23 protein-coding genes are annotated in these 22,683 nt (G+C 65.2%); 8 read left to right on the plus strand and 15 right to left on the minus strand.

Translation table 11 applies throughout. The annotated features are described in order from the left end of the window. The first annotated feature begins 4 nt into the window (after window positions 1-4). Both NLM15_RS15720 and NLM15_RS15725 read left to right on the plus strand, forming a co-directional pair. Window positions 5-394 (plus strand): carboxymuconolactone decarboxylase family protein, encoded by a 390-nt coding sequence (locus tag NLM15_RS15720; protein WP_008557256.1) that lies wholly within the window; start codon window positions 5-7, stop codon window positions 392-394. Window positions 395-407: 13 nt separating this feature from the next. Continuing rightward, window positions 408-1,217 (plus strand): N-acyl homoserine lactonase family protein, encoded by an 810-nt coding sequence (locus NLM15_RS15725; protein WP_254117974.1) that lies wholly within the window; start codon window positions 408-410, stop codon window positions 1,215-1,217. Between the two features lie 68 nt (window positions 1,218-1,285). On the opposite strand, the gene NLM15_RS15730 is transcribed toward NLM15_RS15725, so the two are convergent. Further along, window positions 1,286-2,044 (minus strand): SDR family NAD(P)-dependent oxidoreductase, encoded by a 759-nt coding sequence (locus NLM15_RS15730; RefSeq protein WP_254117975.1) that lies wholly within the window; start codon window positions 2,042-2,044, stop codon window positions 1,286-1,288. 166 nt (window positions 2,045-2,210) lie between these two features. Here NLM15_RS15730 and NLM15_RS15735 point away from each other — a divergent pair, with 166 nt between their 5' ends. From NLM15_RS15735 to NLM15_RS15760, 6 genes are read left to right on the plus strand one after another with little or no spacing between them, the layout of a single operon-like run. Continuing rightward, entirely contained in the window at window positions 2,211-3,470 is a 1,260-nt protein-coding gene (locus NLM15_RS15735) for an ABC transporter substrate-binding protein (protein WP_254117976.1), read from the plus strand. Window positions 3,471-3,472: 2 nt separating this feature from the next. Further along, the gene (locus tag NLM15_RS15740) at window positions 3,473-4,411 is read left to right on the plus strand and encodes a carbohydrate ABC transporter permease (protein WP_254124249.1); all 939 of its coding nucleotides are present in this window, start codon (window positions 3,473-3,475) and stop codon (window positions 4,409-4,411) included. After that, window positions 4,404-5,252, plus strand: a complete 849-nt coding sequence (locus tag NLM15_RS15745; protein ID WP_254117977.1) for a carbohydrate ABC transporter permease — start codon at window positions 4,404-4,406, stop codon at window positions 5,250-5,252. Before NLM15_RS15740 ends, NLM15_RS15745 begins: the two co-directional genes overlap by 8 nt. A gap of 21 nt (window positions 5,253-5,273) precedes the next feature. Further along, a complete protein-coding gene (locus NLM15_RS15750) occupies window positions 5,274-6,371 on the plus strand; it encodes a Gfo/Idh/MocA family protein (protein ID WP_254117978.1) in 1,098 nt (365 codons plus the stop codon). Between the two features lie 10 nt (window positions 6,372-6,381). After that, on the plus strand, window positions 6,382-7,026 hold the full coding sequence (locus NLM15_RS15755; RefSeq protein ID WP_254117979.1) for a ThuA domain-containing protein: 645 nt from the start codon (window positions 6,382-6,384) through the stop codon (window positions 7,024-7,026). After that, window positions 7,023-8,066: a LacI family DNA-binding transcriptional regulator gene (locus NLM15_RS15760; protein ID WP_254117980.1), complete on the plus strand. Its 1,044-nt coding sequence runs from the start codon at window positions 7,023-7,025 to the stop codon at window positions 8,064-8,066. Before NLM15_RS15755 ends, NLM15_RS15760 begins: the two co-directional genes overlap by 4 nt. Window positions 8,067-8,093: 27 nt before the next feature. Here the strand turns inward: NLM15_RS15760 and NLM15_RS15765 are convergent, their stop codons facing one another. Genes NLM15_RS15765 through NLM15_RS15830 form a run of 14 tightly spaced genes read right to left on the minus strand, consistent with a single transcriptional unit; the run spans window position 8,094 to window position 22,681 of the window. Further along, window positions 8,094-8,720, minus strand: a complete 627-nt coding sequence (locus NLM15_RS15765; RefSeq protein ID WP_254117981.1) for an NAD(P)H-dependent oxidoreductase — start codon at window positions 8,718-8,720, stop codon at window positions 8,094-8,096. A 3-nt stretch (window positions 8,721-8,723) separates the two neighbouring features. Further along, a complete protein-coding gene (locus tag NLM15_RS15770) occupies window positions 8,724-10,298 on the minus strand; it encodes an isochorismatase family protein (protein WP_254117982.1) in 1,575 nt (524 codons plus the stop codon). A gap of 18 nt (window positions 10,299-10,316) precedes the next feature. Then, window positions 10,317-11,165, minus strand: a complete 849-nt coding sequence (locus NLM15_RS15775) for an MBL fold metallo-hydrolase (RefSeq protein WP_254117983.1) — start codon at window positions 11,163-11,165, stop codon at window positions 10,317-10,319. 32 nt (window positions 11,166-11,197) lie between these two features. Continuing rightward, window positions 11,198-12,082 carry an amidohydrolase gene (locus NLM15_RS15780; protein WP_254117984.1) on the minus strand — a complete coding sequence of 295 codons (885 nt, stop codon included), beginning with the start codon at window positions 12,080-12,082 and terminating at the stop codon, window positions 11,198-11,200. Continuing rightward, window positions 12,079-13,200: a VWA domain-containing protein gene (locus tag NLM15_RS15785; RefSeq protein ID WP_254117985.1), complete on the minus strand. Its 1,122-nt coding sequence runs from the start codon at window positions 13,198-13,200 to the stop codon at window positions 12,079-12,081. The genes NLM15_RS15780 and NLM15_RS15785 overlap by 4 nt, the downstream gene beginning before the upstream one ends. Beyond that, on the minus strand, window positions 13,197-14,078 hold the full coding sequence (locus NLM15_RS15790) for a MoxR family ATPase (RefSeq protein WP_254117986.1): 882 nt from the start codon (window positions 14,076-14,078) through the stop codon (window positions 13,197-13,199). Before NLM15_RS15790 ends, NLM15_RS15785 begins: the two co-directional genes overlap by 4 nt. 7 nt (window positions 14,079-14,085) lie before the next feature. Further along, on the minus strand, window positions 14,086-15,108 hold the full coding sequence (locus NLM15_RS15795; RefSeq protein ID WP_254117987.1) for a xanthine dehydrogenase family protein molybdopterin-binding subunit: 1,023 nt from the start codon (window positions 15,106-15,108) through the stop codon (window positions 14,086-14,088). Between the two features lies 1 nt (window position 15,109). Then, the gene (locus NLM15_RS15800) at window positions 15,110-16,702 is read right to left on the minus strand and encodes a xanthine dehydrogenase family protein molybdopterin-binding subunit (RefSeq protein ID WP_254117988.1); all 1,593 of its coding nucleotides are present in this window, start codon (window positions 16,700-16,702) and stop codon (window positions 15,110-15,112) included. Window positions 16,703-16,713: 11 nt separating this feature from the next. Continuing rightward, window positions 16,714-17,190, minus strand: a complete 477-nt coding sequence (locus tag NLM15_RS15805) for a (2Fe-2S)-binding protein (RefSeq protein ID WP_254117989.1) — start codon at window positions 17,188-17,190, stop codon at window positions 16,714-16,716. A gap of 6 nt (window positions 17,191-17,196) precedes the next feature. After that, entirely contained in the window at window positions 17,197-18,015 is an 819-nt protein-coding gene (locus NLM15_RS15810) for a xanthine dehydrogenase family protein subunit M (protein WP_254117990.1), read from the minus strand. Between the two features lies 1 nt (window position 18,016). Further along, a complete protein-coding gene (locus tag NLM15_RS15815) occupies window positions 18,017-18,460 on the minus strand; it encodes an SRPBCC family protein (protein ID WP_254117991.1) in 444 nt (147 codons plus the stop codon). A 5-nt stretch (window positions 18,461-18,465) separates the two neighbouring features. Beyond that, window positions 18,466-18,903 carry an SRPBCC family protein gene (locus NLM15_RS15820; protein ID WP_254117992.1) on the minus strand — a complete coding sequence of 146 codons (438 nt, stop codon included), beginning with the start codon at window positions 18,901-18,903 and terminating at the stop codon, window positions 18,466-18,468. Window positions 18,904-18,912: 9 nt separating this feature from the next. After that, entirely contained in the window at window positions 18,913-21,822 is a 2,910-nt protein-coding gene (locus NLM15_RS15825) for a flotillin family protein (RefSeq protein WP_254117993.1), read from the minus strand. 25 nt (window positions 21,823-21,847) lie between these two features. Then, window positions 21,848-22,681 carry a phosphoenolpyruvate hydrolase family protein gene (locus NLM15_RS15830; protein WP_254117994.1) on the minus strand — a complete coding sequence of 278 codons (834 nt, stop codon included), beginning with the start codon at window positions 22,679-22,681 and terminating at the stop codon, window positions 21,848-21,850. Window positions 22,682-22,683 lie beyond the last annotated feature (2 nt).

The following is a 22,683-nucleotide window of genomic DNA, read 5'->3' on the forward strand; positions in this document are numbered from 1 at the left end:
GATCATGAGCAAGACCGAACTGTTCGAAAAGGGCCTCAAGGTTCGCAAGGAGGTGCTCGGCGAGGATTACGTCAACAAGTCGATCGCAGGCGCCGACGAGTTCACGCGCACGATGGCGGAGTGGTCCACCGAGTTCTGCTGGGGTGCCTTGTGGACGCGGCCCGGCGTCGACCGGCGCACGCGCTCGATCGTCAATCTGGCGATGCTCGGCGCGCTGAATCGACCGCACGAGCTGAAGCTGCACGTGAAGGGCGCACTGAAGAACGGGCTGACCAAGGAGGAGATCAAGGAGATCCTGCTTCAGGTCGCCGTCTATTGCGGCGTTCCCGCCGGCATCGACGCCTTCCGCAATGCGCGCGAGGCTTTCAACGAGGTCGATGCGGCCGGTTCTTGAGCGCGGGTGTCCGATGGCTGACCCGGAATACGAGCTCTTTGCCATCCGCTACGCGACGCGGGATGCGCAGCGGAGCGAGCACTTCATCGGCGGCGACCCGCATGACGGGCCGATGCCGATGGATTATTTCATGTGGCTGGCAAGGGGAGGCGGGCGCACCCTTGTCATCGACACCGGGTTCAATGCCGACATCGCAAAGCAGCGCAGGCGGACATTCCTGCGCTGCCCGGTGGAGACGCTCCGCGCGTTCGATGTCGACGTCACTGATGTCAAAGATGTGATCCTCACGCATCTGCACTATGACCACGCCGGCAATTTCGACCGGTTTCCGAATGCGCGGTTTCATCTCCAGGAGCGCGAGCTCGCCTACGCCACCGGGCGCTACATGCAATATCCGAGACTGTCGCATTCGTTCGAAGTCGAGGACGTCTGCGGGATCGTGCGGCTGAACTATGCGCGCCGGGTGCTGTTCTACGACGGCGACGCCGAGATTGCGCCCGGACTGACGGTGCATGCGGCGGGTGGGCATTCCGCCGGTCTTCAGTTCGTCCGCGTCAACACGCGCCGTGGCCCTGTCGTGCTCGCCTCCGACGTCAGCCATTTCTACGAGAACATGACCAGCGAACGGCCGTTCACGACGGCGTTTCATGTCGGCGACATGCTGGTGGGTTTTGACAAGCTCCGCGCTGCGGCGCCGGACGTGGACCACATCGTTCCCGGGCATGATCCACTGGTCATGAAGCTCTATCCGGCGCCGACCCCTGATCTGAATGGTATTGCCGTTCGCCTCGACGTGCCGCCGGCCGGAGCCGCTCGTTCTTAGGGGCGTTGAGCGGTACCCAAAAAAGCTGCGGAAGCGCTGCACAAAAGGCGTTGGTGCCGCCGCTTACCTCAGACCCAGCCGCCATCGACGATGTAGTGCTGAGCTGTGCAGGCGGAGGCCTCGTCGGAGGCGAGGAAGACGGTGAACTTCGCGACCTCGTCGGGCATGAGCTTGCGTTTCAGGCATTGCCGTTGCATCAGCTCGACTTCGCCCTGAGGCGTCATCCATTTCTCGAGCTGGCGCTCAGTCATGATCCATCCCGGCGCGATCGCGTTCACGCGGATATTGTAGGGACCGTAGTCGCGCGCCAGAGAGCGTGTGAGACCGATCACGCCTGATTTGCTGGCGGTGTAGGCGGCCATGCCGCCTTGTCCGGCGATCCAGGACACGGAGCCGAAGTTGATGATAGCGCCGGCGTTCGCCGCCTTCATGTCCGGCAACACGGCCTGCGCTGCAAAGAACTGGTGCTTCAGGTTCACCGCGATGCGGTCGTCCCAATACTCCGGCGTCATCTCCTCGGTCCTGTGCCGTTCGTCATGGGCGGCATTGTTGACGAGGATGCTGATCGCCCCGTGCACGTTGCGCGCCTCCGCGACGCCGGTGCGTAACGCGGCGATATCGGTCACGTCGACGCGCATGAAATGCGCGCTGAGACCTTGATCCGATAGCTCGCGCTCCAGGTGCTGCCCATCCTCGGCCTTGATGTCGAAGAACACGACATTGGATTTCTGCTGCGCAAAGCGCCGCACGATCGCAGCGCCAATTCCCGACGCGCCGCCGGTGACGAGAACGACCTTGCCGGTGAGGTCGGAATAAACGGCGGCCATGGGGACCTCTCGATTTGCATTGCGGACGGTGTGACGCGCTCCCAACCCCCTCGCAAACCTTAACCAGTTCCCGGGTGAGGTGCATAGATCAGAATTTTAGTTGCGTACCTCAAAAACTGAAGGCAGGATTGCACCCAACGAATAAGAACCTGTTGGGAGGATTGTGATGAGACTGCTCAGGAAGCTGGGACTCGCCACTGCCGCATGCCTGCTTTGGGCCAGCACCGCCGCAGCCGACACGACGGTGAAATGGCTGCACATCGAGGCCAATCCGGCCCAGGTGAAGATCTGGGAGGAGGTTGCGAGGGCCTATGAGGCGTCGCATCCCGGCGTCAAGGTCGAGATGCAATTCCTCGAGAACGAGGCTTACAAAGCCAAGCTGCCGACCATCCTGCAATCCAAGGACCGGCCCAACATCATCTACAGCTGGGCCGGCGGCGTCCTGAAGACGCAGATCGAAGCCGGCGTGCTCGACGACATCACCGATCAGGTGAAGGGTTACAGCGACAGCCTGACGCCGGCAGCGCTCGCCGCCTTCACAGCCAACGGTCGCGTCTATGGTCTTCCGACCGCGCTGTCCCAGGTCGGCTTCCTCTGCAACAAGGAGCTGATGGCCAAGGCGAAGGTCGACCCCGCAGGGATCAAGAGCTGGGACGATCTGCTTGCCGCCGTGAAAACGTTGAAAGCCGCCGGCGTGACCCCGATCGTGGTCGGCGGCGCCGACAAATGGCCGCTGCACTTCTATTGGACCCATCTTGCGGTACGTATCGGCGGCAAGCCGGCGTTCGATGCGGCGCTGCGCGGCGAGGACGGCGGCTTCGCCGGGGAGACGTTCCAGAAATCCGGCGAGTTGTTCAAGCAACTCGTCGATCTCCAGCCGTTCCAGAATGGCTTCCTCGGCTTCAAGAATCCGCAGGCCGTTGGCTATTTCGGCGACGGCAAGGCGGCGATGACGCTTGCGATCAGCACCGTCTATCATTTGCAGCGTGCTCTGGCCGCCGACAAAGTCGGATTGAGCGAAGACAAGATCTGCTGGTTCGACTTCCCGGTCGTGGCCGGCGGCAAGGGCGCGCCGACGGATACGCTTGGCGGCATCACCGGCTGGCTGATTACCAAGGGCTCGCCGAAAGAAGCCGTCGATTTCCTGAAATACTTCGTCTCGAAGGACGTGCAGACGCGGCTTGCGGCGGGCAACTTCATCATCCCGGTGGTGCAGGGCGCGGAGGTCGGCCTCAACAACGCCTTCATGAAGCTGATCGCGGCCAATCTGGCGAGGTCGAATTACCACCAGAACTTCTATGACCAGAGCCTCGGTCCGTCGGTCGGTCGCGTCGTCAACGACGTCACCGCGGAGATCGCCGGCGGCAGCATGAGCCCGCAGGACGCTGCGAAAGCGATTGAAGCGGCGTGGAAGCAGGGCAACTGACGGTGGCGCGGCGGCTCGCGATCATGTCGGCGATGGGCGTTACCGGTGAGACGGCCCCGCAGGCGCTGCGCGGCCCGAGCTGGGACGGCCGCTTCACTGTCCTGATCCTGTTCCTGCCGCCAGCGCTACTGCTGTTCACGCTGTTCGTGGTGCTGCCGATCGGCGAGGCGGCCTGGTACTCGGCTTTCAACTGGAACGGGTTTGGCAGGCCGACCAACTGGATTGGCTTCGACAATTACCGTTTCGTGCTGGAGACGCGTGCTTTCTGGCTCGCGCTGCGCAATAACGGGCTGATCATCGCTGTTTCGCTCGCCATCCAGCTGCCGCTTGCGCTCACGCTGGCCTTGATGCTCGCCGAACGCTTTCGCGGGGCGGTGGCCCTGCGCATGCTGTTCTTCATGCCCTATATCCTGGCCGAGATCGCGACCGGGCTGATCTTCAGCTTCGTCTATGACGGCGACTACGGCCTTGTCGCCTCGATCTGGCGCAGCTTCGGCGCCGAGCCCCCGCATCTGCTGGCCTCGACCGACACGGCGATGCTGGCCGTGCTGATCGTCATCGTCTGGAAGTACTTCGGCTTCCACATGATGCTGTTCATCGCGGCGCTCCAGAGCCTCGACAAGAGCCTGATCGAGGCCGCGCGCATTGACGGGGCGACGCGATCGCAAGCCCTGCGACATGTGGTCATCCCCTTGCTCTATCCGACGATCCGGCTCTCCGTGTTCTTCGCCATCGTCGGCTCGCTGCAGCTGTTCGACCTCGTGATGCCACTGACGCGCGGTGGGCCTGCGGACTCCTCGAACACGATGGTGAGCTTCCTCTACAACAACGGCATCTCCCGCATGCGGGTCGGTTATGGCAGTGCCATCGGCGTCATTCTGTTCATGATCTGCGTGACCTTTGCCTTCACGTACAAGCGATGGTTCATGCGCGATGAGTAACGCCGAGACCAGCCGCGCGCCGCTCGATCCCGCCGTGCTGTTCAAGGCGGCGTTCCTCACCGCGGTTGCCATCTTCGTGCTGGTGCCGCTGCTCGCGACCCTGCTCGGCGGCTTCAAATCGCTCGGTGAATTGCGGGTGAACCCGTTCGGCCTGCCGCAGCACTGGGAATGGAAGAACTATGCCGATATCCTGTTCTCGGGGCGCTACTGGCAGCTCTTGCGCAACTCGCTGATCATCTCGACCCTCACGGTGGTCCTGACCCTGATCGTCGCCTCGATGGCGGCGTTCACCTTCGCCCATGTCAGGTTCTACGGCAGCTCGATGCTGCTGAGCTACCTGACGCTCGGCCTGCTGTTTCCGGCCGCGACCGCGGTGCTGCCGCTCTTCATCAAAGTGCGCGATCTCGGGCTGCTCGATACCTATTTCGGTGTGGCTCTGCCGCAGGTGGCCTTTAGCCTTGCGATGAGCGTGCTGCTGCTGCGCCGCTTCTTCAAGGACATCCCCTACGAACTGCTGGAGGCCGCGCTGGTCGACGGCTGCAGCTACATAAAATTCTTCCGCTACGTGACGCTGCCGTTGTCGCGACCGATCCTGGCGACCGTCGGTACCATCACTTTCGTCAACAGCTGGAACGCCTATCTGTTGCCGCTGGTGATGCTCAACACCGATTCGCTCTATCCCTGGCCGCTGGGTATCATGATCTATCAGGGCGAGTATTCGTCCGAGTGGCACCTGATCCTGGCCTTCATCACGCTGACCATCCTGCCGACTATCGTTCTCTTTCTTCTGGCGCAGAAACACATCGTCGCCGGCCTCACCGCAGGCGCGGTCAAGGGATGAGCGTACTTCACGGAGATCACAATGAGAAAAGTCGGCATTGGAGTCATCGGCTGCGGCAATATCAGCACGGCCTATCTGAAGGCGGCTCAGCGCTTTCCAGTCATGGAAATCAAGGCGCTTGCCGATATGCGCAGCGATGCGGCGGAGCGGCAGGGCGCCGCCTTCGGGCTGCCGGCGATGCGGGTCGACCAACTGCTCAAACGCGATGACGTCGAGATTATCATCAATCTCACGGTGCCGCTCGCTCACACCGACGTCAGCCTCGCCGTGCTGAACGCCGGAAAGCACGTTCATTCCGAAAAGCCGCTCGGCATCAACGTCGCGGAAGCCCGCAAGGTGATGGATCTCGCCGCGCAGAAAAACCTTCGCGTCGGCTGCGCGCCCGATACGTTCCTTGGTGGTGGGCACCAGACCGCGCGCAAGCTGATCGACGACGGCGCGATCGGCACGCCGGTCGCGGGCAGCGTCTTCTTCGGCTGTCCTGGCCACGAGCGCTGGCATCCGGCGCCCGGTTTCTACTATCTGCGCGGCGGCGGGCCGATGCTCGACATGGGCCCGTACTACATCACCAATCTCGTGCAGCTGCTCGGCCCGGTCGCGAGCGTGATGGGCTCGACCGCGCGCCCGAAAGCCGAGCGGCTGGTCACCAGCCAGCCGCTGAACGGCACGCTGATCCCGGTCGAGGTGCCGACCCATGTCGCCGGCACGCTCGAATTCGAGAGCGGCGCGGTCGTCTCGATCGCGATGAGCTTCGATGTTCCGAAGCATCGGCACGTGCCGATCGAGATCTATGGCGACAAGGGCAGCATGCTGGTGCCGGACCCGAACCGCTTCGGCGGTGAGGTACAAGTCGCAAAGACTGGCGGCGAATGGGAGCCGGTGCCGTTGACACACGGTCATGTCGACGGCGAGTTCCGCTCCATCGGGGTCGCCGACATGGCCGCCGCGATTCTGAACGACCGGCCGCACCGCGCCAGCGGCGCGCTCGCGTTTCACGTGCTCGAGGTGATGGAGGCGTTCCAGACCTCCGCCGAAGAAGGACGGCGCGTCAAGATCGGGAGCACCGTCGAGCGGCCGGCGGCGCTGCCGGCCGGACATGAAACCGGACAGATCGACTGAGGGAATGACCATGCGCAAGGCAATGATTGTATGGGGCGGCTGGCCGGGACACGATCCCGATCTCTGTGCCTCGATGATCCGCGGCTGGCTCAAGGCGGAAGGTTTTGAGGTCCGGATCGAGACGACGACAGAAGCATTCGGCGATCCGGCGATCCATGATCTGTCACTGATCATCCCGATCTACACGATGTCGAAGATCGAGAAAGCGGAAGCGCTCAATCTCTGCGCGGCCGTGCGGAGCGGCGTCGGACTCGCCGGCCATCATGGCGGCATGGGCGATGCGTTCCGTGATTCCGTCGACTACCAGTTCCTGTGCGGCGGGCAGTGGGTCGCGCACCCCGGCAATATCATCGACTACAAGGTCGACTTGACGAAGCCGGATGACCCCATCATGAAGGGGCTGAAGAGCTTCGAGCATCGTTCCGAGCAGTATTACATGCATGTCGACCCCGCCAACGAGGTGTTGGCGACAACGACCTTCACCGGCGAGCACGCGCCCTGGATCGAGGGCGTGGTGATGCCCGTGGTCTGGAAGAAGCGCTACGGCGCGGGCAGGGTGTTCTATTCCTCGCTCGGCCACCGCGCTTACGAGCTCGACGTACCGGAGATCCGAACGTTGATGATCCGCGGCATGCTGTGGGCGGCGCGCGAATGACGGCGACGCAGCCGGTGGTTCGCGCCACGCTTGAGGACGTCGCGCGTGCCGCGGGCGTTTCGCTCGCAACCGTTGACCGGGTCGTCAACCGGCGCGAAGGCGTGCGTGCCAAGACCGTCGCCCGCGTCGAAGCTGCGGTTGCAAAACTCGGCTATCGTGCCGACGTCGCGGCCGCGCGGCTCGCCCGTGGGCAGACGTTCCGCTTCGCCTTCGTGCTGCCGAGCGGTAGCAACAGCTTCATGACCAACCTGGCCGAGCAGGTCCAGCGCACCGCGGAATGGCTCGCCGGCCACCGCGGATTCATCGATATCCTCCATGTCGACGTGTTCGATCCGGATGTGCTCGCCCCGGTGCTGGAAAACCTGTCGCCGGTCTATCAGGGCGTCGCCGTCATCGCGCTCGACCATCCCAGAGTGCGCGCCGCGATCGACGAGCTCGCCGCGCGCGGGGTCGCTGTGGTGACCCTGGTGTCGGACGCGCCGAGCTCGCGGCGACTGCATTATGTCGGTATCGACAACCCGGCCGCGGGACGAACCGCGGCAACGCTGATGGGACGTTTTCTCGCAGGCGGCGAGGGGAAGGTTGCCGTGATCGCGGGATCGCTGTCGTTGCGCGATCACACCGAGCGGCAGTTCGGCTTCCACCAGATCCTGTCCAGCGAGTATCCGAACCTGCGCGGGATACCGGTGATCGAGGGGCGCGACGACAGCGAGCGCACGCGGGAGCTCACTGCCGCCCTGCTGGCGCGCCACGCCGATCTCCGCGGCATATACTGCTGTGGCGCCGGAAACCGCGGCATTGCCGATGCGCTCGAGGCCTCGGGCCGCGCCCGCGAGGTGGTCTGGATCACCCATGAGCTGACCCAGTATACGCGGCGTTTCCTGGTCCGCGGCACGCTCGATGCCATCATCAACCAGGATCCCGGCCATGAGGCGCGGTCCGCGGCGCGAGTTCTGCTCGCGCATTGTTCGGGGGAACCCATCAGCCCCGACCAGGAGCGCATCCGGATCGACATTTTTCTGCGGGACAATCTGCCGTAACGCTCGCGCGCCGTCTTCAACGGTCCATCAGAATTTCGCTGCCATTGCGGCGAGGCGTTGATGGGCTCTTTCACGGGCGGCCTCGATGGGTGGTCGCGGTCCGGTGGTCGGCCCGATCGGCACGAAACGGACATTGCTGATACCGACAAAGCGCAAAATTTCCCGCAGGTAAGGCGTTGCCATGTCGATGCGCCCGCGGTTCATTCCGGTGGCGAAATCGCTGCCGCTGGCGAGGATCACCGTGGTCGGCCGGTCCTTCAGCAGGGGGATATATCCCAGGGACGGGTCGAACCGAAAGGTGAGACCGGGCTGGACGATGACATCGAACCATTGCTTGAGCTTATAGGGAATGCTGAAGTTCCACATCGGCGTCGAGATCAGCACCCGATCGGCGAGCGCAAAGCGCAGAGCGATCCGCTCGGCTTCGGCAAAACTGTCGCGCTGCGCATCGTTGAAAGCCTGCGCTTTCATGCGCGCATATTTGGCCTCGACGATGGGACCAGAAAATTCCGGCAGCCGTTCGCGCCAGAGATCGACAACGTCGATGTCCCAGTCAGGTCGCGCCTGACGAAACCCCTCGAGGAAGACGCGCGCGCCGGCGCTCGACTCGGAATCGGTGCGGGGTGAGCAGGACAGGTGCAGGAGCTTTGCCACCGCTCATCCCAGCGCTCTGATGACCGCGTCGGCCTTGGTGACGACGGCGACGTTCTGCATGGCGAAGTTGATCGATGCGGCGTGCCAGTCGGCATTCATGGTCGAGCAGCAGTCCTCGGGGACGATCATGAAATAGCCCTTGTCGGCACCGGTCCGCGCGGTGTGCTCGATCGACATGTTGGTCCAGGCGCCGGTGTTGATGATCATGTCGCGGCCGGTGGCTTTCAGGATCGTCTCCAGCCGCGTGCCTTCCCAGGCGCTCATCCGCATCTTCTCGACGACGAAATCGCCGGGCCGCGGCTCCAGGCCCGAGACCGGGGAGGCGCCCCAGCTTCCGCGCACCATGGCCTTGCTGTCGACGAGGCCTTCGAAGAGCGGCGCATTCAGCGTCACCCCGGGCGCGCCGGGCTCGACCACGAACCAGACATGGATGATGGCGACGCCGCGCGCCCGCGCGGTTTCCGCGAGGCGACGGACATTCTCGACGACATGCTGCTGTTTCGCATGAACCGGCGCACCTGACTCGGCGAATGCGCCGCCCTCCATGATCACGTCGTTCTGGAGATCCTGGATGATCATGGCACAGCGTCGCGGGTCGAGCTGCATCTCGCCGTCGGCGACGATCGGGGCTGCTGGCGCGGAGCCGTTGGCCGCGCCGCTGCCACTCCGCCGCCCGCTCATATAGGGCTCATGACGTGGGCCGACCTTGGTCGGAATCGCACAGACCGAATGCGTCGAGGTGAGATAGAGGGTGCGGAAATCCGACCCGCCCCAGGTGAGGTTGGCGACCAGTTCAGGCACGCGGAGCTTGCCGAGCAGCTCGCCGCCCGGCGAATAGACCCAGACCCCGCCGGGCGCGGTGACCCAGACATTGCCGTGCTGGTCGCACTTCATGCCGTCGGGCAAGCCAGGCTCGAGCTCGGAGCGGATGCCGCTTGCGAACACGCGCGCGCTCGACAGCGAGCCGTCGCCGCTGACGTCGAAGACGCGGATCAGCGCCTGCACGGTATCGTTGACATAGAGCAGTTTTTCGTCGGGCGAGAAGCATAGCCCGTTTGGCTGGTCGAACAGATTGCGATCGACCACGAGCTTCGGCTCGCCGCCTGGCACGATCCGATAGACACCCTGGAAACCGAGCTGGCGCGGCCGCTCGACACCATAGACCGGCATGCGGCCATACCAGGGGTCAGAGAAGTAGATCGCACCGGAGGAGTGCACGCAGACGTCGTTGGGACTGTTGAGCTCCTGTCCGGCGAAGTGCGAGGCGAGCACCTCGCGCCGTCCGTCTGGCCGCTCGCGGATCAGCGACGAGGTCGCGTGCTCGCAGACGATCAGATTGAGCTCGGCATCATAGGTCATGCCGTTGCACTTGTTCGAGGGGCGCTTGACCTCGGCGATGCCGTGCCGCGCATCCCAGCGCCGGCGCACGTCGCCCGGCATGTCCGAGAACAGGAGATATTGATCGACCGGATGCCAGATCGGCCCCTCCGTGAAGTCGAAGCCTGTGCCGACCTGCGCGACCGGCGCATAGGGGTCGATCAAGGTCTCGAATGCGCTTCGCAAGGTGACATGGGTCATCGGTCGATCCTTGAGGTGTCAGGCGGGGAACCAGTTGCGCGCCGGAAGCGACTGCACGATCGGTCCGGGGACCTGGTCGTGCAACCGTCCGACGACCATACCGCCTTCGATCTTGGCCGGCCTGTCGTGCACCGGCAGCAGATAGCGCGAATTGCTCAGGAGCTTCTTGATCGACGCTTTCTCGGCCCGCTTGCTGGTGCCGTGGTTGCCGGTGGTGCGTGGCTCCCAGTCGTGAATCTCGTGGAAGGGCGTGACGATCTGGTCGTTGAAGTCGTAGATCACGTCGCCGCAGATCGTCGCAATCCCGTCGGCGGTCTCGACGATGATGTTCATCGAGCCCTCGGTATGCGCATTGGCGGCATCGCAATAGACGCCGGGCATCAGCTCGACAGGACCTGTGATCTCGAGGTCGAGGAAGCGCAGCGCACTTTTCGTGTGCAGCCGGTCGATGAGATGCTTGATGTCGGGCGCCGGATATTGCGGATGCATCAATCCCGAGACGGAATATTCGAGCTCCTTCCGGTTGAGGACGACGGTCGTATTCATCGGGAACAGATCGTCCTTGCCGGCGTGGTCGATGTGCAGATGGGTGTGGCAGACGAAGCGAACGTCACCCATGCGCACGCCATGGCGCGCGAGCTGGTTCTCGATCATGTGCTCGTGGTATTGCAGGCCGCGCATCCCGAGCGTTTCCATGATCTGGTTGGAGCGGTAACCGGTATCGACCACGACCGGATATTTGCCGCCGAGGATCAGGAAGCCGAGGGTGAGGACGCGGCGTGTACGGCCGCAGTCGCGGCCGAGGACCAGAAAGCTCGATTCCAGCTCGATATCGCCGTAGTCCAGGATCTTGATCTCCAGCGCCATTCGTTTCCCTCCCTCATCTGTTTTCTTGTCTGTCAGAGCCGATAGACGCGCGCCGCGGTGTTTCGGAAGATCGCGTCCTGTTGCCCGGTGCCTAGCGGCGCAGCCGCCGCGCGAAACGCGTCGACGAGCTCGCGATAACTGGTCCACAATTTCTCGATCGGAAAGTTGGAGCCGAACAGGCAGCGTTCGGCGCCGAAGACCGCGACGGTGTCGGCGACCACAGCGGCGACATGAGCGGGATCGTTGCGATGGATGAAGGTGCCGAGCCCGGAGAGCTTTGAGACCACATTCGGGCAGGCGGCGAGCCGGGCCATTCCGGCGCGCCAGGCCGCGCGTCCCGCCGGCGAGAGATCTTCGAGCATGCCCGCATGCTGCAGGATGAAGGTCACCTTGGGGCAGGATTCGGCGAGCTGCGCGGCATCCGGCATCTGCGGTGTGAAGACCTGGAGATCGAAGCTCCAGCCGTAGTCGGCGAGATGCGCGATGTTGCGGCGGACCATGGGATCGAGGCAGAGGTCGGGCTTTGCCGCGAAGCGGTAGAGCGGGTTCTCGTGCCAGTGCAGCTGCATGCGCACGCCGCGCACCAGCGGATAGCGCTTCAGGCGATCGAGTTGCGGGCGCACGTCGTCGGCCGTGAAATTGGCATAGGCGACGATGGCGTGGGGCCAGCCGTGTTCGTCGGCCGTCGTCTGCACCCAGGCCGTCTCGTCCTCGAAGCGGTCGTTGGCCCAGTTGGTCTGGACATAGACGGAGCGGGTGACGCCGCTACCCTTGAGGTCGTCGAGATATTCCTGGATCGGATAGTCGCGCCTGATCGGCTCGTAGGGTCCGAAGATGCGGGGCTGCATGGGGCCGGTCAGCCAGGGCAGGTCGGCCTGCCGCCAGATATGATGATGCCCGTCGACAATGTCGGTCACGCAACTCTCCTTCGTCCCAGTGCCAGCACATGCGCGACGATCGACGCGCTCGATCCGCCGTCGACGAGATCATCGACGAAGCGCTCGATGGCGACGAGCGCTTCGGTCTGCGGGCGGAAACCCGGTCCCGTCGCGAGCGGCGTCAGCCAGCTCACGCGCCAGGCCCGCCGCGACAGTTTTGCCACGGCGTCGCGCAGCGCGTCGGGTTCGCCACGCTCTAGCCCGTCCGAGACGACCACCACGGCTGCTCCGCGCGCATAGCCGCCAAATCGAGGGACCGCGAGGAAGGCCTGCAGTGCGTCGCCGATACGGGTGCCGCCGTCCCAATCGCTGACGAGGTGTGCCGCCGCGTTCAGCGCTTGCTCGCGACGCTTGAGCCGCAACGGGCGGGTGACGCGGGTCAGCCGCGTGCCGAAGGTGAAGACCTCGACATTGGGCGCGGCCTGCACCAGCGCATGCGCGAGCTTCATGTTCTCCTCGGTGCGGCTCTTCATCGAGCCGGAGACGTCGATCAGCAGCAGGAACTTTCGCGGGCGCGGGCGGCGCTTCAGATGTCCGAGGCGCAAGATCTCGCCGTCGCTCCGCACGCTGTCGCGCAAGGTCCGGCGAAGGTCGGCAAATGGGCCGCGGCGGGCGCGCATGCGCCGGTGGCCGCGCCGCCGCGGCAGGCGCCGGGGGGCCTCGCGCGCCAGGCGCCGGAGCGCGTCGGTGGTGGAGAGCTGGGCGAAGCGGCGCTCGACCAGCGCTTCGGCGCGCGTCGCGGTGAGGCCGGATTCGTTGGCGTCGTCCGAGAGCAGCGGCTCCTCGTCGCCACGACCTTCCTCCTGGAGCCGGACAGTCTCGTCGTCCTCGCCGTCATCGGCATGTTCGATGGCTTCGCTGCCACGGAAGTGGAGATCGAACAGCCGGTCGAAGGTTGCACGGCGCTCGGGCGGCGGGGCGAGGGTCGCCAGTGCCGCCTGCCTGATATCCCGGAGGTCGCGCGGGCCGAGCAACTCGATCGCCGAGAGAAATGCGGTGGTCTGCTCCGGTGCGACCGCAAAGTTGTTGGCGCGCATCAGCGCGACGAAGGAGACGAACACGCGGGTAGCGCGCGGGAGTTGTGGCTCAGCGGTCATGCGGTCGCCTCCGCAAGCATCGCGTCGAGCCGGGGCGAGATGAAGTGCAGGTCCTCCTCGTCCTTCAGCGCCACGCCGATCGAGCGCTTGAACGCATCAGGCCAGCGCGCGCCGCCCTTGTTGAGGAGCGTCGCGGCCTCGGCCCAGTCGACGGCTTCGGCGATACCTGGCGCCTTGCTCAGTGGTTCGCGCCTGAGCTTGCTGACGGCCGCGACGACCGCCCGCGCGGTCGCCTCGGCGACGCTGGAGGCCCGCAGCATCACGATACGCGCCTCCCGTTCTTCCGTGGGATAGTCGATCCAGTGATAGACACAGCGGCGGCGCAAGGCTTCGTGCAGGTCGCGCGTCCGGTTCGAGGTGAGCACGACCACTGGCCGCTCGGCGGCGCGGACGGTGCCACGCTCGGGGATCGAGATCTGGAAGTCCGAAAGGAATTCGAGCAGGAACGCCTCGAACTCCTGGTCGGCGCGATCGATTTCATCGATCAGCAGCACGCTGGAGTCGGGTGCGCGGAGCGTCGCCAGCATCGGCCGCTCGATCAGAAACGTCTCGCCATAGATGTCGATGCTCTCGTCGCCGGCCTGGCGGATCGCGAGCATCTGGCGTGGATAGTTCCACTCGTAAAGCGCGGCTGACGCGTCGATGCCCTCGTAGCATTGCAGGCGGATGAGGCGGCGGCCGAGGACGGCGGCGATGGCTTTCGCGGCCTCGGTCTTGCCGACGCCGGGGGCGCCTTCGAGCAGGAGCGGCTTGCCGAGGGCAAGGCCGAGATAGGCCGCGGTCGCGAGCCCTTCGTCGGCGAGGTAATAGGCTGCCCGCAGCGCCTTCTCCAGCGCCTCGGGGCTGTCGATGCCGACGATGTTGCCGCGAACTGCCATGTCAGCCTCAGCGTCGCGCCTGTGGCCGCGCGCCGCCCTGGGTCCTGATCGCGCGCAGCACCTTTTCCGGCGTAATCGGCAGATCGTCGATGCGAACGCCGACGGCGTTGAAAATCGCATTCGCGACAGCGGGCAGCACGGGATTGGCGCACATTTCGCCCGGTCCTTTGGCGCCGAACGGGCCATCTGGCGCGGGGCGCTCCAGCACGGCGATATCGTGCGGGCAAATGTCGCCCGGGCCGGGCATCAGATATTCGACGAAGTCGCGGGGGCCGTGAACAGGGTCGGGATAGTGAGGCTCCGTCGTCTCGTAGAGCGCGTGGCTCACCCCCATCCAGGCACCACCTACGAGCTGCTGCTCGACCAGACGCGGATTGAGCGCGCGGCCGAGCTCGTAGGCGGAGTCCATGCGGACCATCGCGACTTCACCGGTCTCGTCGTCGACCTCGACCTCCGCCACGAGACAGGCATGGGCGTAGCATGTCGCCGGCGACATCTCGCCGGTTTCGGGGTCGACATTGGACAGGGGCACGAGGAATATGCCGCGGCCGGAAATGGTCTTGCCCTGCTTGAACTGGGCGGCGATGGCGACGTCCTTGGTCGAGATTGATCGATGTGGCGCACCCTTGACGTGGATGTTGCCGCGTCCGTCGGTTTCGAGATCGGCGGCGTTGACCTCGAGCTCCTCGGCGGCTGCCTCCATCATCACGCCGCGCGCCTCGCGGGCCGCCGCCATCACGGCATTGCCGACGCGGTGGGTACCGCGCGAGGCGAATGAGCCCATGCAATGCGGGCCGGTGTCGGAATCCGCGGTGTCGACATAGACGTCTTCTACGGGAACGCCCAGCGTCTCTGCGCAGATTTGCCGCGTCACCGACTTCATGCCCTGGCCGAGGTCGATCGACGACAGCGCCACCGTGAACTTGCCGCTCGGGTTGGAATGGACCAGTGCCTGGCTGGGATCGCCGCCGAGATTCATGCCGATGGGATAGTTGATCGACGCCATGCCGCGTCCGCGATGCCGGGTCATCTCAGCGCCTCCTGGTGCCGAACACGGAAGAGAAGCGGGTCGCGCCATGCGAGGGCGCGGCCGGCCGCGGTGGAGGCGGCGGCGGCGCAGGCGGCGGCGGCTCGCGCGGTGGTTCGCGGGTGACCGACGGAGGGAGCCGGTCATAGGTCGTGCGCTGCTGTGCCGGCGCGGCGGGGCGCGCGCGCGCATCCGTCGGTGTCGATGGAATGATAGCCCGGCTGCCGCCGCCGTCCTTGCGCGAGGAGGCGCGTTTGAACTCGTCACGGATCGGCCATTTGGCTTTTTCGGCGGCGACCTGGACGCATTCGATCAGTGCGGTGTTCTTGGCTTCGCGCCGATGCGCCTTCATGTCGCCGTCGCGATAGGCATTGAGGATGCGGAACTCCATCGGATCCATGCCGACGAGATTTGCCAGCTTGTCCATCTGGCACTCGATCGCGAAGTCCATCGCTGTGACGCCGAAGCCGCGCATCGCGGTGGCGGGCGTCCGGTTGGTGAAGACGCAATAGACGTCGCCATAGACGTTCGGAATGGTGTAGGGGCCGGGTAAATGCGCGGCGCATTTGACGGCGGCGTAGCTGGACAGTCGCGTATAGGCGCCGCTGTCGAAATAGGCGCGGATCTTGCGCGCGACGATGCGGCCGTCGCGCATCACGCCGTCCTTGATGTAGATGCGCTCGGCGCCGCGCGGCGGGCCGTACTGCATCTCCTCCTCGCGCCCGAACACGTAGCGCACGGGACGTCCGGTCAGCATCGCGCCCAGGATCGCGAGCGGCTCTGTCAGCGTATCCACCTTGCCGCCAAAGCCGCCGCCGACCGTGCCTCCGATGAAGTGGAAAGTGTTGGACGGCACGTCCAGGATCTTGGCGCAGGTGTCGACCGAGAAGAACAGCGCCTGCGTCGAGGTATAGACGACATAGCGGCCGTTGGTGTCGGGCGCTGCAATCGCGCCATTGGTCTCGGTTGGCGCGTGCTCGATCGGCGACATCTGGTAGCGCTGCTCCAGCACGTGATCGGCGGTCGCCAGCGCCGCGTCGGCATCGCCGAAGCGCAGTTTCTGATGGTCGTAGACGTCGTGATAAGTGAACGTGTTCTTCGGATAGGTCTCGTTGACCACGGGCGCGCCGGGCTTCAGCGCGTCCTCGACGTCGAACACGGTCGGCAGCGGCTCGTAGTCGATCCGCACCTTTGCGATGGCCTCAAATGCCTCGCGCTCGCTGTCGGCGACGATGGCAACGATCGGTTCGCCCTTGTAGCGGACCTTGTCGACCGCCAGCGAAGGCTCGTCGTCCTTGCCGAAATTGATCAGGCTGAGCAGCGTGTTGAGATTGACCGGCACGTCAGCGCCACGGATGATCCGACGTACGCCAGCCGAGCGTTCGGCTTCCGCGGTGTCGATATGGCGCAGCCGCGCGTGTGCCTGCGTCGAGCGCACGACCTTCAGGTGCAGCATGCCCTGAAGCTTGTGGTCGTTGAAATAGCTCGACGTGCCCGTGACATGGCCGAGCATGTCCTGGCGCTGCGTACCCCTGCCGATTTCCTTGAGGTTGTCGTCGCGCTCGTCGGCGAAAATGTCCTTGCGCAGTTCCAGCATGGTCGCGTTCCCTAGGCGCTGACCCGGCCGCCGGCGGCGGCGAGGATGGCATCGATGATGGGCTCGTAGCCGGTGCAGCGGCAGATATTGCCGGAGATTGCCTCGACGACATCGGCTCGGCTGGGCTGCGGATTGCGGTCGAGCAGGGCCTTTGCCGCCATCAGCATGCCCGGCGTGCAGTAGCCGCACTGGGCGGCAAAGTTGTCGGCGAAGGCGCGCTGGAGCGGGTGCAGGTTCGGGCCCTGCTTCATGCCGTCGAGCGTTTCGATGGAGCGACCCGCGGCGGTCTCCGCCAGCGTCAGGCATGACAGGTGCAACTCGCCGTCGATCAGCACACTGCAGGTGCCGCAGCTGCCCTGGCCGCAGCCGAATTTCGGCGTCATATCGCCGATCAGTTCGCGCAAAGCGACCAGCAGGTTGGTGCCGCCGTCGACGAAGATCGCGACGTCGCGGCCGTTGTGACGAAACTGCAAGGGAATCTTGGACATGACGGTCTATTCCTGTCCCGACAGCAGACGGCGCAGGTGGACGCCGACGATCTCGCGGCGGTACCAGGCGCTGCCGAGTGCGTTGTCGGAGGGCGATGTTCCTTCAGACGCCGCGGATGCGGCAGCCGCGATGGTCGCGCTATCCAGTGAGCGGCCTTCGAGCGCGCGTTCGGCGGCGCGGGCGCGGATCTGCGTTGGAGCCATCGAGCCGAGTGCGATGCGCGCGCCTGCGATCCTGCCGCCGCTGATCGGCAGGTGTGCCGCGAGCGTGATGACCGAGCCGCCCTTCGGCTTGATCCGTGCGATCTTGCGATAGCGGAACGCCTCCGTGCTGGCCGGCCGGGTGCAGGACACCGACAGCACCAGGGTCCCGGCCTGCCGCTCGCGTGCCTGCAAGAATTCCTCGATCGGGATGTCCCGCGCGCCAAAGCCGCCTTGCACGGCGACAGTGGCATCGAGGGCGAGCAGGGCGACGGTGAAATCGCCGTATGGGCTTGGCGCAAAGAGATTGCCGCCGACGGTCCCCATGTTGCGCACCGCGGGGCCTCCGATCGAGCGGGCAGGGGCGTGCAGGAAGGCGATGTCGCGTTCGGCGAGGATGCGCGCGAAGGTCACGCCGGCTCCGAGCGTGATGCGCGGACCGGATGCATCGATCCGCGTCAGGGCCTGGTCCCGCGCGCGAACAACGGTCGAGATCGAGACATCGCCTTCGTTGAGCGCACGCATCACCAGCGTGCCTCCGCCGAGATAGCGCGCGCTGCGGTCCGAGGACAACACCCCGGCGGCCTCACTGGCGCTCGCAAAAGTCTTCACTGTGACGGCCATGCTAGGCGGCCTCCTTCAGGTGCCGGCGGATTGCGTCGAACCCGGCCTGATAAACGTCTTCGGCCACCATGTGGGTGATGCGCTCCCGATCCTCGGGCCTGGTCGTGAAGCGCGACTCCCAGTGCCAGAAGGTGCGGTCGCCATCGGTCACCGGCAGCAGGCGGACATGAGCGACGTAGTTGAACATCGGGATCGGGGTATCGAGCAGGCAATAGCTGAAGCTTTGTTCGAGGTCGGACAGCGCCAGTAACTGCTCGCGCAGCTCGGAGCCGTCCTTTAGCTTGAACCTCCTGACACAGCCGATCTTGTCCGAGGAATGCGCGCGCTCGATCGATGAAGTTGCAACCGCGGGGTGCCAGTGGTCGTGTCCGTTGAAATCACGCAGCATCGACCACGCCGCATCCGTGGGGGCGTCCAGGATCGTGCTTTTGACGATATGCGGCATGGAGTTCACCCTCCGAACTGGCGCTTGAGGGCATCGAAGCCGCCCTGGAAGACGCCGCCGCCGATATTGCCGACGAGCTCTGCTTCCCGTTCGGGTGCGCAGTCGAACTCGGCGGTCCATTCCATGAAGGTCTGGTCGCCGTCGGTGACCGGCGTCAGCCGCAGGGTCGCGACATAGTTCTCGACGCCCATGGGGGAGTCCAGGATCGAATAGGTGCAGAACATGTCGTAGTCGGAGAGGCCGAGCAGCTTCTCCCGGATGCGATCGCCGTTGCGCAGGCGAAAATCGCGGACACAGCCGATCTTGTCCGAGGGCTCGCCGCCTTCGATGCGGCTCTCCGCGATTGCGGGGTGCCAGTTCGGCAGGCCGTTGAAGTCGCGCACCCGCGCCCAGACGCGATCGTTGCGCGCATTGACGACGGTCGAGACATAGACGCGGGCCATGGTGCGACCTCAGCTCTTCTTCCGGGGGCCACGCTCGGAGGGCGGCTCGCCCTCGGTGGAAGGCGAGGGAGCGGCAGTCGGCTTCTCGCCGCCGCCTCCACCGCCGCCCTTCCGGGCGGACTCCTTGATGCCCTGCATGTCGCGCGCCTCGCGGATCAGGCCCGGCATCTTGGCGAGGCTGCCGCCTTCGACTCCAATGTCGGAGAGGATGGAGTCGATCAGCGGCGCCTGGACGCGGTAGCGCAGTGCGGAATCGATCACCTCGTCGGTGGCGCTGCGGCCGCCGTTGCCGCCATGGCCGTTGCCGTTGAGGCCGTCGACCTGGAGGATGCGAATACCCTCGATCTTCTCCATTGGCTTGACGCTCTCGCGCACGATTCCCTCGATCCGGTCGAGCAGCTTTCGGCGGAACAGCGAGTAGCGGGCCTGGTCGGTCAGCACGTTCTCGGCCTCGTTGAGCAGCCGCTGCGCCTCGGCCTCGACGGCCGCGCGTACGCGCTCGGCTTCGGCAGCAATGCGAGTTTCCTCGGCCTGCTTCTCGGCCAGCATGATTTCCACGCTTTTACGGCGCTTGGCGATCTCGTTTTCACGTGCGGTGATGACGCGTTCGGAGGCCTCCGTCGCCTGTATCCGCGCTTCCTCGGCCGAGGCCCTCGCTGCGGATTCCTCCAGCGACTTCAGGTGGATCGCGATCGCCTTCTCCATCAGGACGGTCTCCACCTCCTTCTCGCGGTTGACTTCGAGCTTGCGTAGCTCGCGCTCGCGGCCGATGCGGGCTTCATCGAGCCCTCGATCGGAGGCAATGCGGGCGCGCTCGACCTCTTCGCGTGCGGAAATCTCGGCTTCCTGAAGCGACTGGACGCGGGCGACCTCGAGCTGCTCGATCGAGCGGCGGCGTTCGATCCGTGCCGCCTCCAGCGCCTGCTCGCGCGAGACGTCGGTGGTCTCGACGTCCTTGCGTGCGACGATCTCGGCCTGTTTGACCTGGCGGTCGGCGTCGATGCGTTCGGAGCGCTTGGCGGAGATCGCGATCACGCGGTCCTCGTCCGCCATCTCGATCACCTTCTTCTGCTCGATGTTGAGAACCTCTCGCTTCTTGGAGGAGTTGATGCGCTCGGCCTCGAGCGCGAGATCGACGGTGATCCGCTGGCGCTCGATGGCGTCGCGCCGTTTCAGCTCGGCCGCCTCCAGGACGCCGGTCCGCTCGATTTCGAGCGATCGCGTGTCCCGCTCGGCCTGGATGCGCTCGGCAGCGACCGTCTTCTCCTGCGCGATCCGCGCGGCCTCGATCGCTTCCCGCGAGGCGATGTCGGCTTCCTCGACGGCGCGGTTGCGGGCGATTTCGAGCGAACGAACGCGCTCCTCCTGGGCAATACGGGTGGCTTCCGTCGTCTCGCGTGCCGCGATCCCCGCGACATCGAGCGTCTGGTTGCGCTCGATTTCCAATTGCCGCGTATTCTGCTCGGCGGCGATGCGCTCTGCGGCAAGCGTCCGCTCGCGGGCGATGCGCGCAGCCTCGACCGCGCGCTGGGCCTCGATCTCGGCTTCCTGGATCGCGCGCACCTGCTGGATCTCGAGCGCGCGGGTGCGCTCGTCCGACGCGATGCGCTCGACATTGACGATCAGGGTCTGGGCAATGCGGGCCTTTTCGGTCGCCTCGCGAGCGGCGATCTCGGCTTCGTCCACGGCACGCGTCCGCTCGATCTCGCGGCGCCTCGTCTCTTCTTCGTTGGCGATGCGGGCGTCGGTCACCACCCGGTCCTGCTGGATGCGCGCTTTCTCGATCGCCTCGCGGGCGGCGATCTCGGCTTCCTCGACGGTGCGCATCCGGTCAATTTCGCGCTGACGCACCTCGCGCTCGGAGGCGATGCGGCTGGTGTCGATCGACCGCTGGTTGGCGATCCGGGTCTTCTCGATCTCCTCGCGCGCGAGCAATTCCTTCTCTTCGATGGTGCGCGTGCGCTCGATCTCCCGCTGGCGGGTCTCACGCTCCGAGGCGATGCGGGCTTCCGCGATCGCCTGGTCGTTGGCGATGCGCGCCTTCTCGATGGTCTCGCGCGCGGAAATCTGCGCCTGCTCGGCTTCGGTCTCGCGCAGGGCCCGTTCACGCGCGACCTCGGTGCGTTGCAGCGCGCGGCGCATCTCGATGTCACGCTCCTGCTCGAGGCGCGCCGTCTCGCTTTCGCGCTCGATCTCGAGCGCCTGTCGTTCGGCCTCCAGATTGCGAGAGCGGATCTTGATCATCGAATCCTGCTCGATGTCGTTGCGCAGCTTGCGCTTGGCCTCGATGTCCTCCATCAGGCGCGTCAGACCTTCGGCGTCGAAGCGGTTCGAGGGGTTGAAGAATTCGAGATCGGTCTGGTCGAGATCTGTGATCGCGACCGACTCCAGTTCGAGCCCGTTCTGGGCGAGGGCCTCTGCCGCGTTCGCCTTGACGCGGGCCACATACTCGCCGCGTTGCTCGTGCATCTGCTCCAGGGTCATCTCGGAGGCGACCGAACGGATCGCTGAGATGAACTTGCCGGCGAGAAGGGCGTGGAGCTGCTCTGGCTCCATGGTGCGACGGCCGAGCGTGGCGGCTGCGATGGATACGGCTTCGCGGGTCGCCTGAACGCGGACATAGAAGTCGGCCTCGATGTCGACGCGCATGCGGTCTCGGGTGATCACCGCGTCTTGCCGGGAGCGCACGATCCCCATCGGCTGCACGTTCATGTTGACGGGCGTGTAGTCGTGGATGAAGGGCAGCACGAACGCGCCGCCGTTGATCACGACGCGCTCGCCAAGCAGGCCGGTCCGGACGAATGAGGTCTCCTTGGACGAGCGATGGTAGAGCCAGTTCACGATGTAGACGGCGATTACGATCACCACCACGGCGATGATCATCCAGAGGATCAATTCACCGACCAGTGTCCCTGACATGCTTTCCTCCCTCGACCTTCCGGCGTTATCGCGCGCCGATCGCCTTGAATTTGCGCACCTGATCCGTCAGCGCCCGCTCGACCGGCAGCCGCTCCATCGAGGAGGCGCCGTAGAAGCCGTGGCAGTGGCGCGTGTTCCTCATGATGAAGTCGGCGTCGTCCGGATCGGCGATCGGTCCGCCATGGGCGAGCACCAGAATGTCCGGATTGACGCTGAGCGCGGCGGAGGCCCAGGTGTCGATGTGCGCCGGGCAATCCTCGAGCCTGGGCGCGGTCTGCGCGCCGATGGTGCCCCCGGTCGTCAGGCCCAGGTGACAGACAATGATATCCGCGCCCGCGATCGCCATCGCGGCGGCTTCCTTCTCGCTAAAGACGTAGGGCGTCGTCAGCAGGTCCTTCTCGCGCGCCTTTGCGATCATGTCGATCTCGAGCGCGTAGGACATCCCGGTCTCTTCGAGATTGGCGCGGAAGGTGCCGTCGATGAGCCCAACGGTCGGAAAGTTCTGCACGCCGGCGAAACCGAGCGCCTTCAACTGGTCCAGGAAAGGATCCATGTCGCGGAACGGATCCGTGCCATTGACGCCAGCGAGCACCGGCGTCCTGGTCACGACCGGCAGCACTTCGCCGGCCATTTCCAGTACGATCGCGTTGGCGTCGCCATAAGCCAGCAACCCTGCAAGCGAGCCGCGGCCGGCCATGCGATAGCGGCCGGAATTGTAGATGACGATGAGGTCGACGCCACCGGCTTCCTCGCACTTGGCCGAAAGGCCGGTGCCGGCGCCGCCGCCGATGATGGGCTCGCCGCGCTTTGCCATGTCGCGGAAGCGTTTCAACAGTTCTGCGCGTTCAAACCGGGCCATCG

The organism is Bradyrhizobium sp. CCGB20, assembly GCF_024199855.1.
Taxonomy (GTDB): Bacteria; Pseudomonadota; Alphaproteobacteria; order Rhizobiales; family Xanthobacteraceae; genus Bradyrhizobium.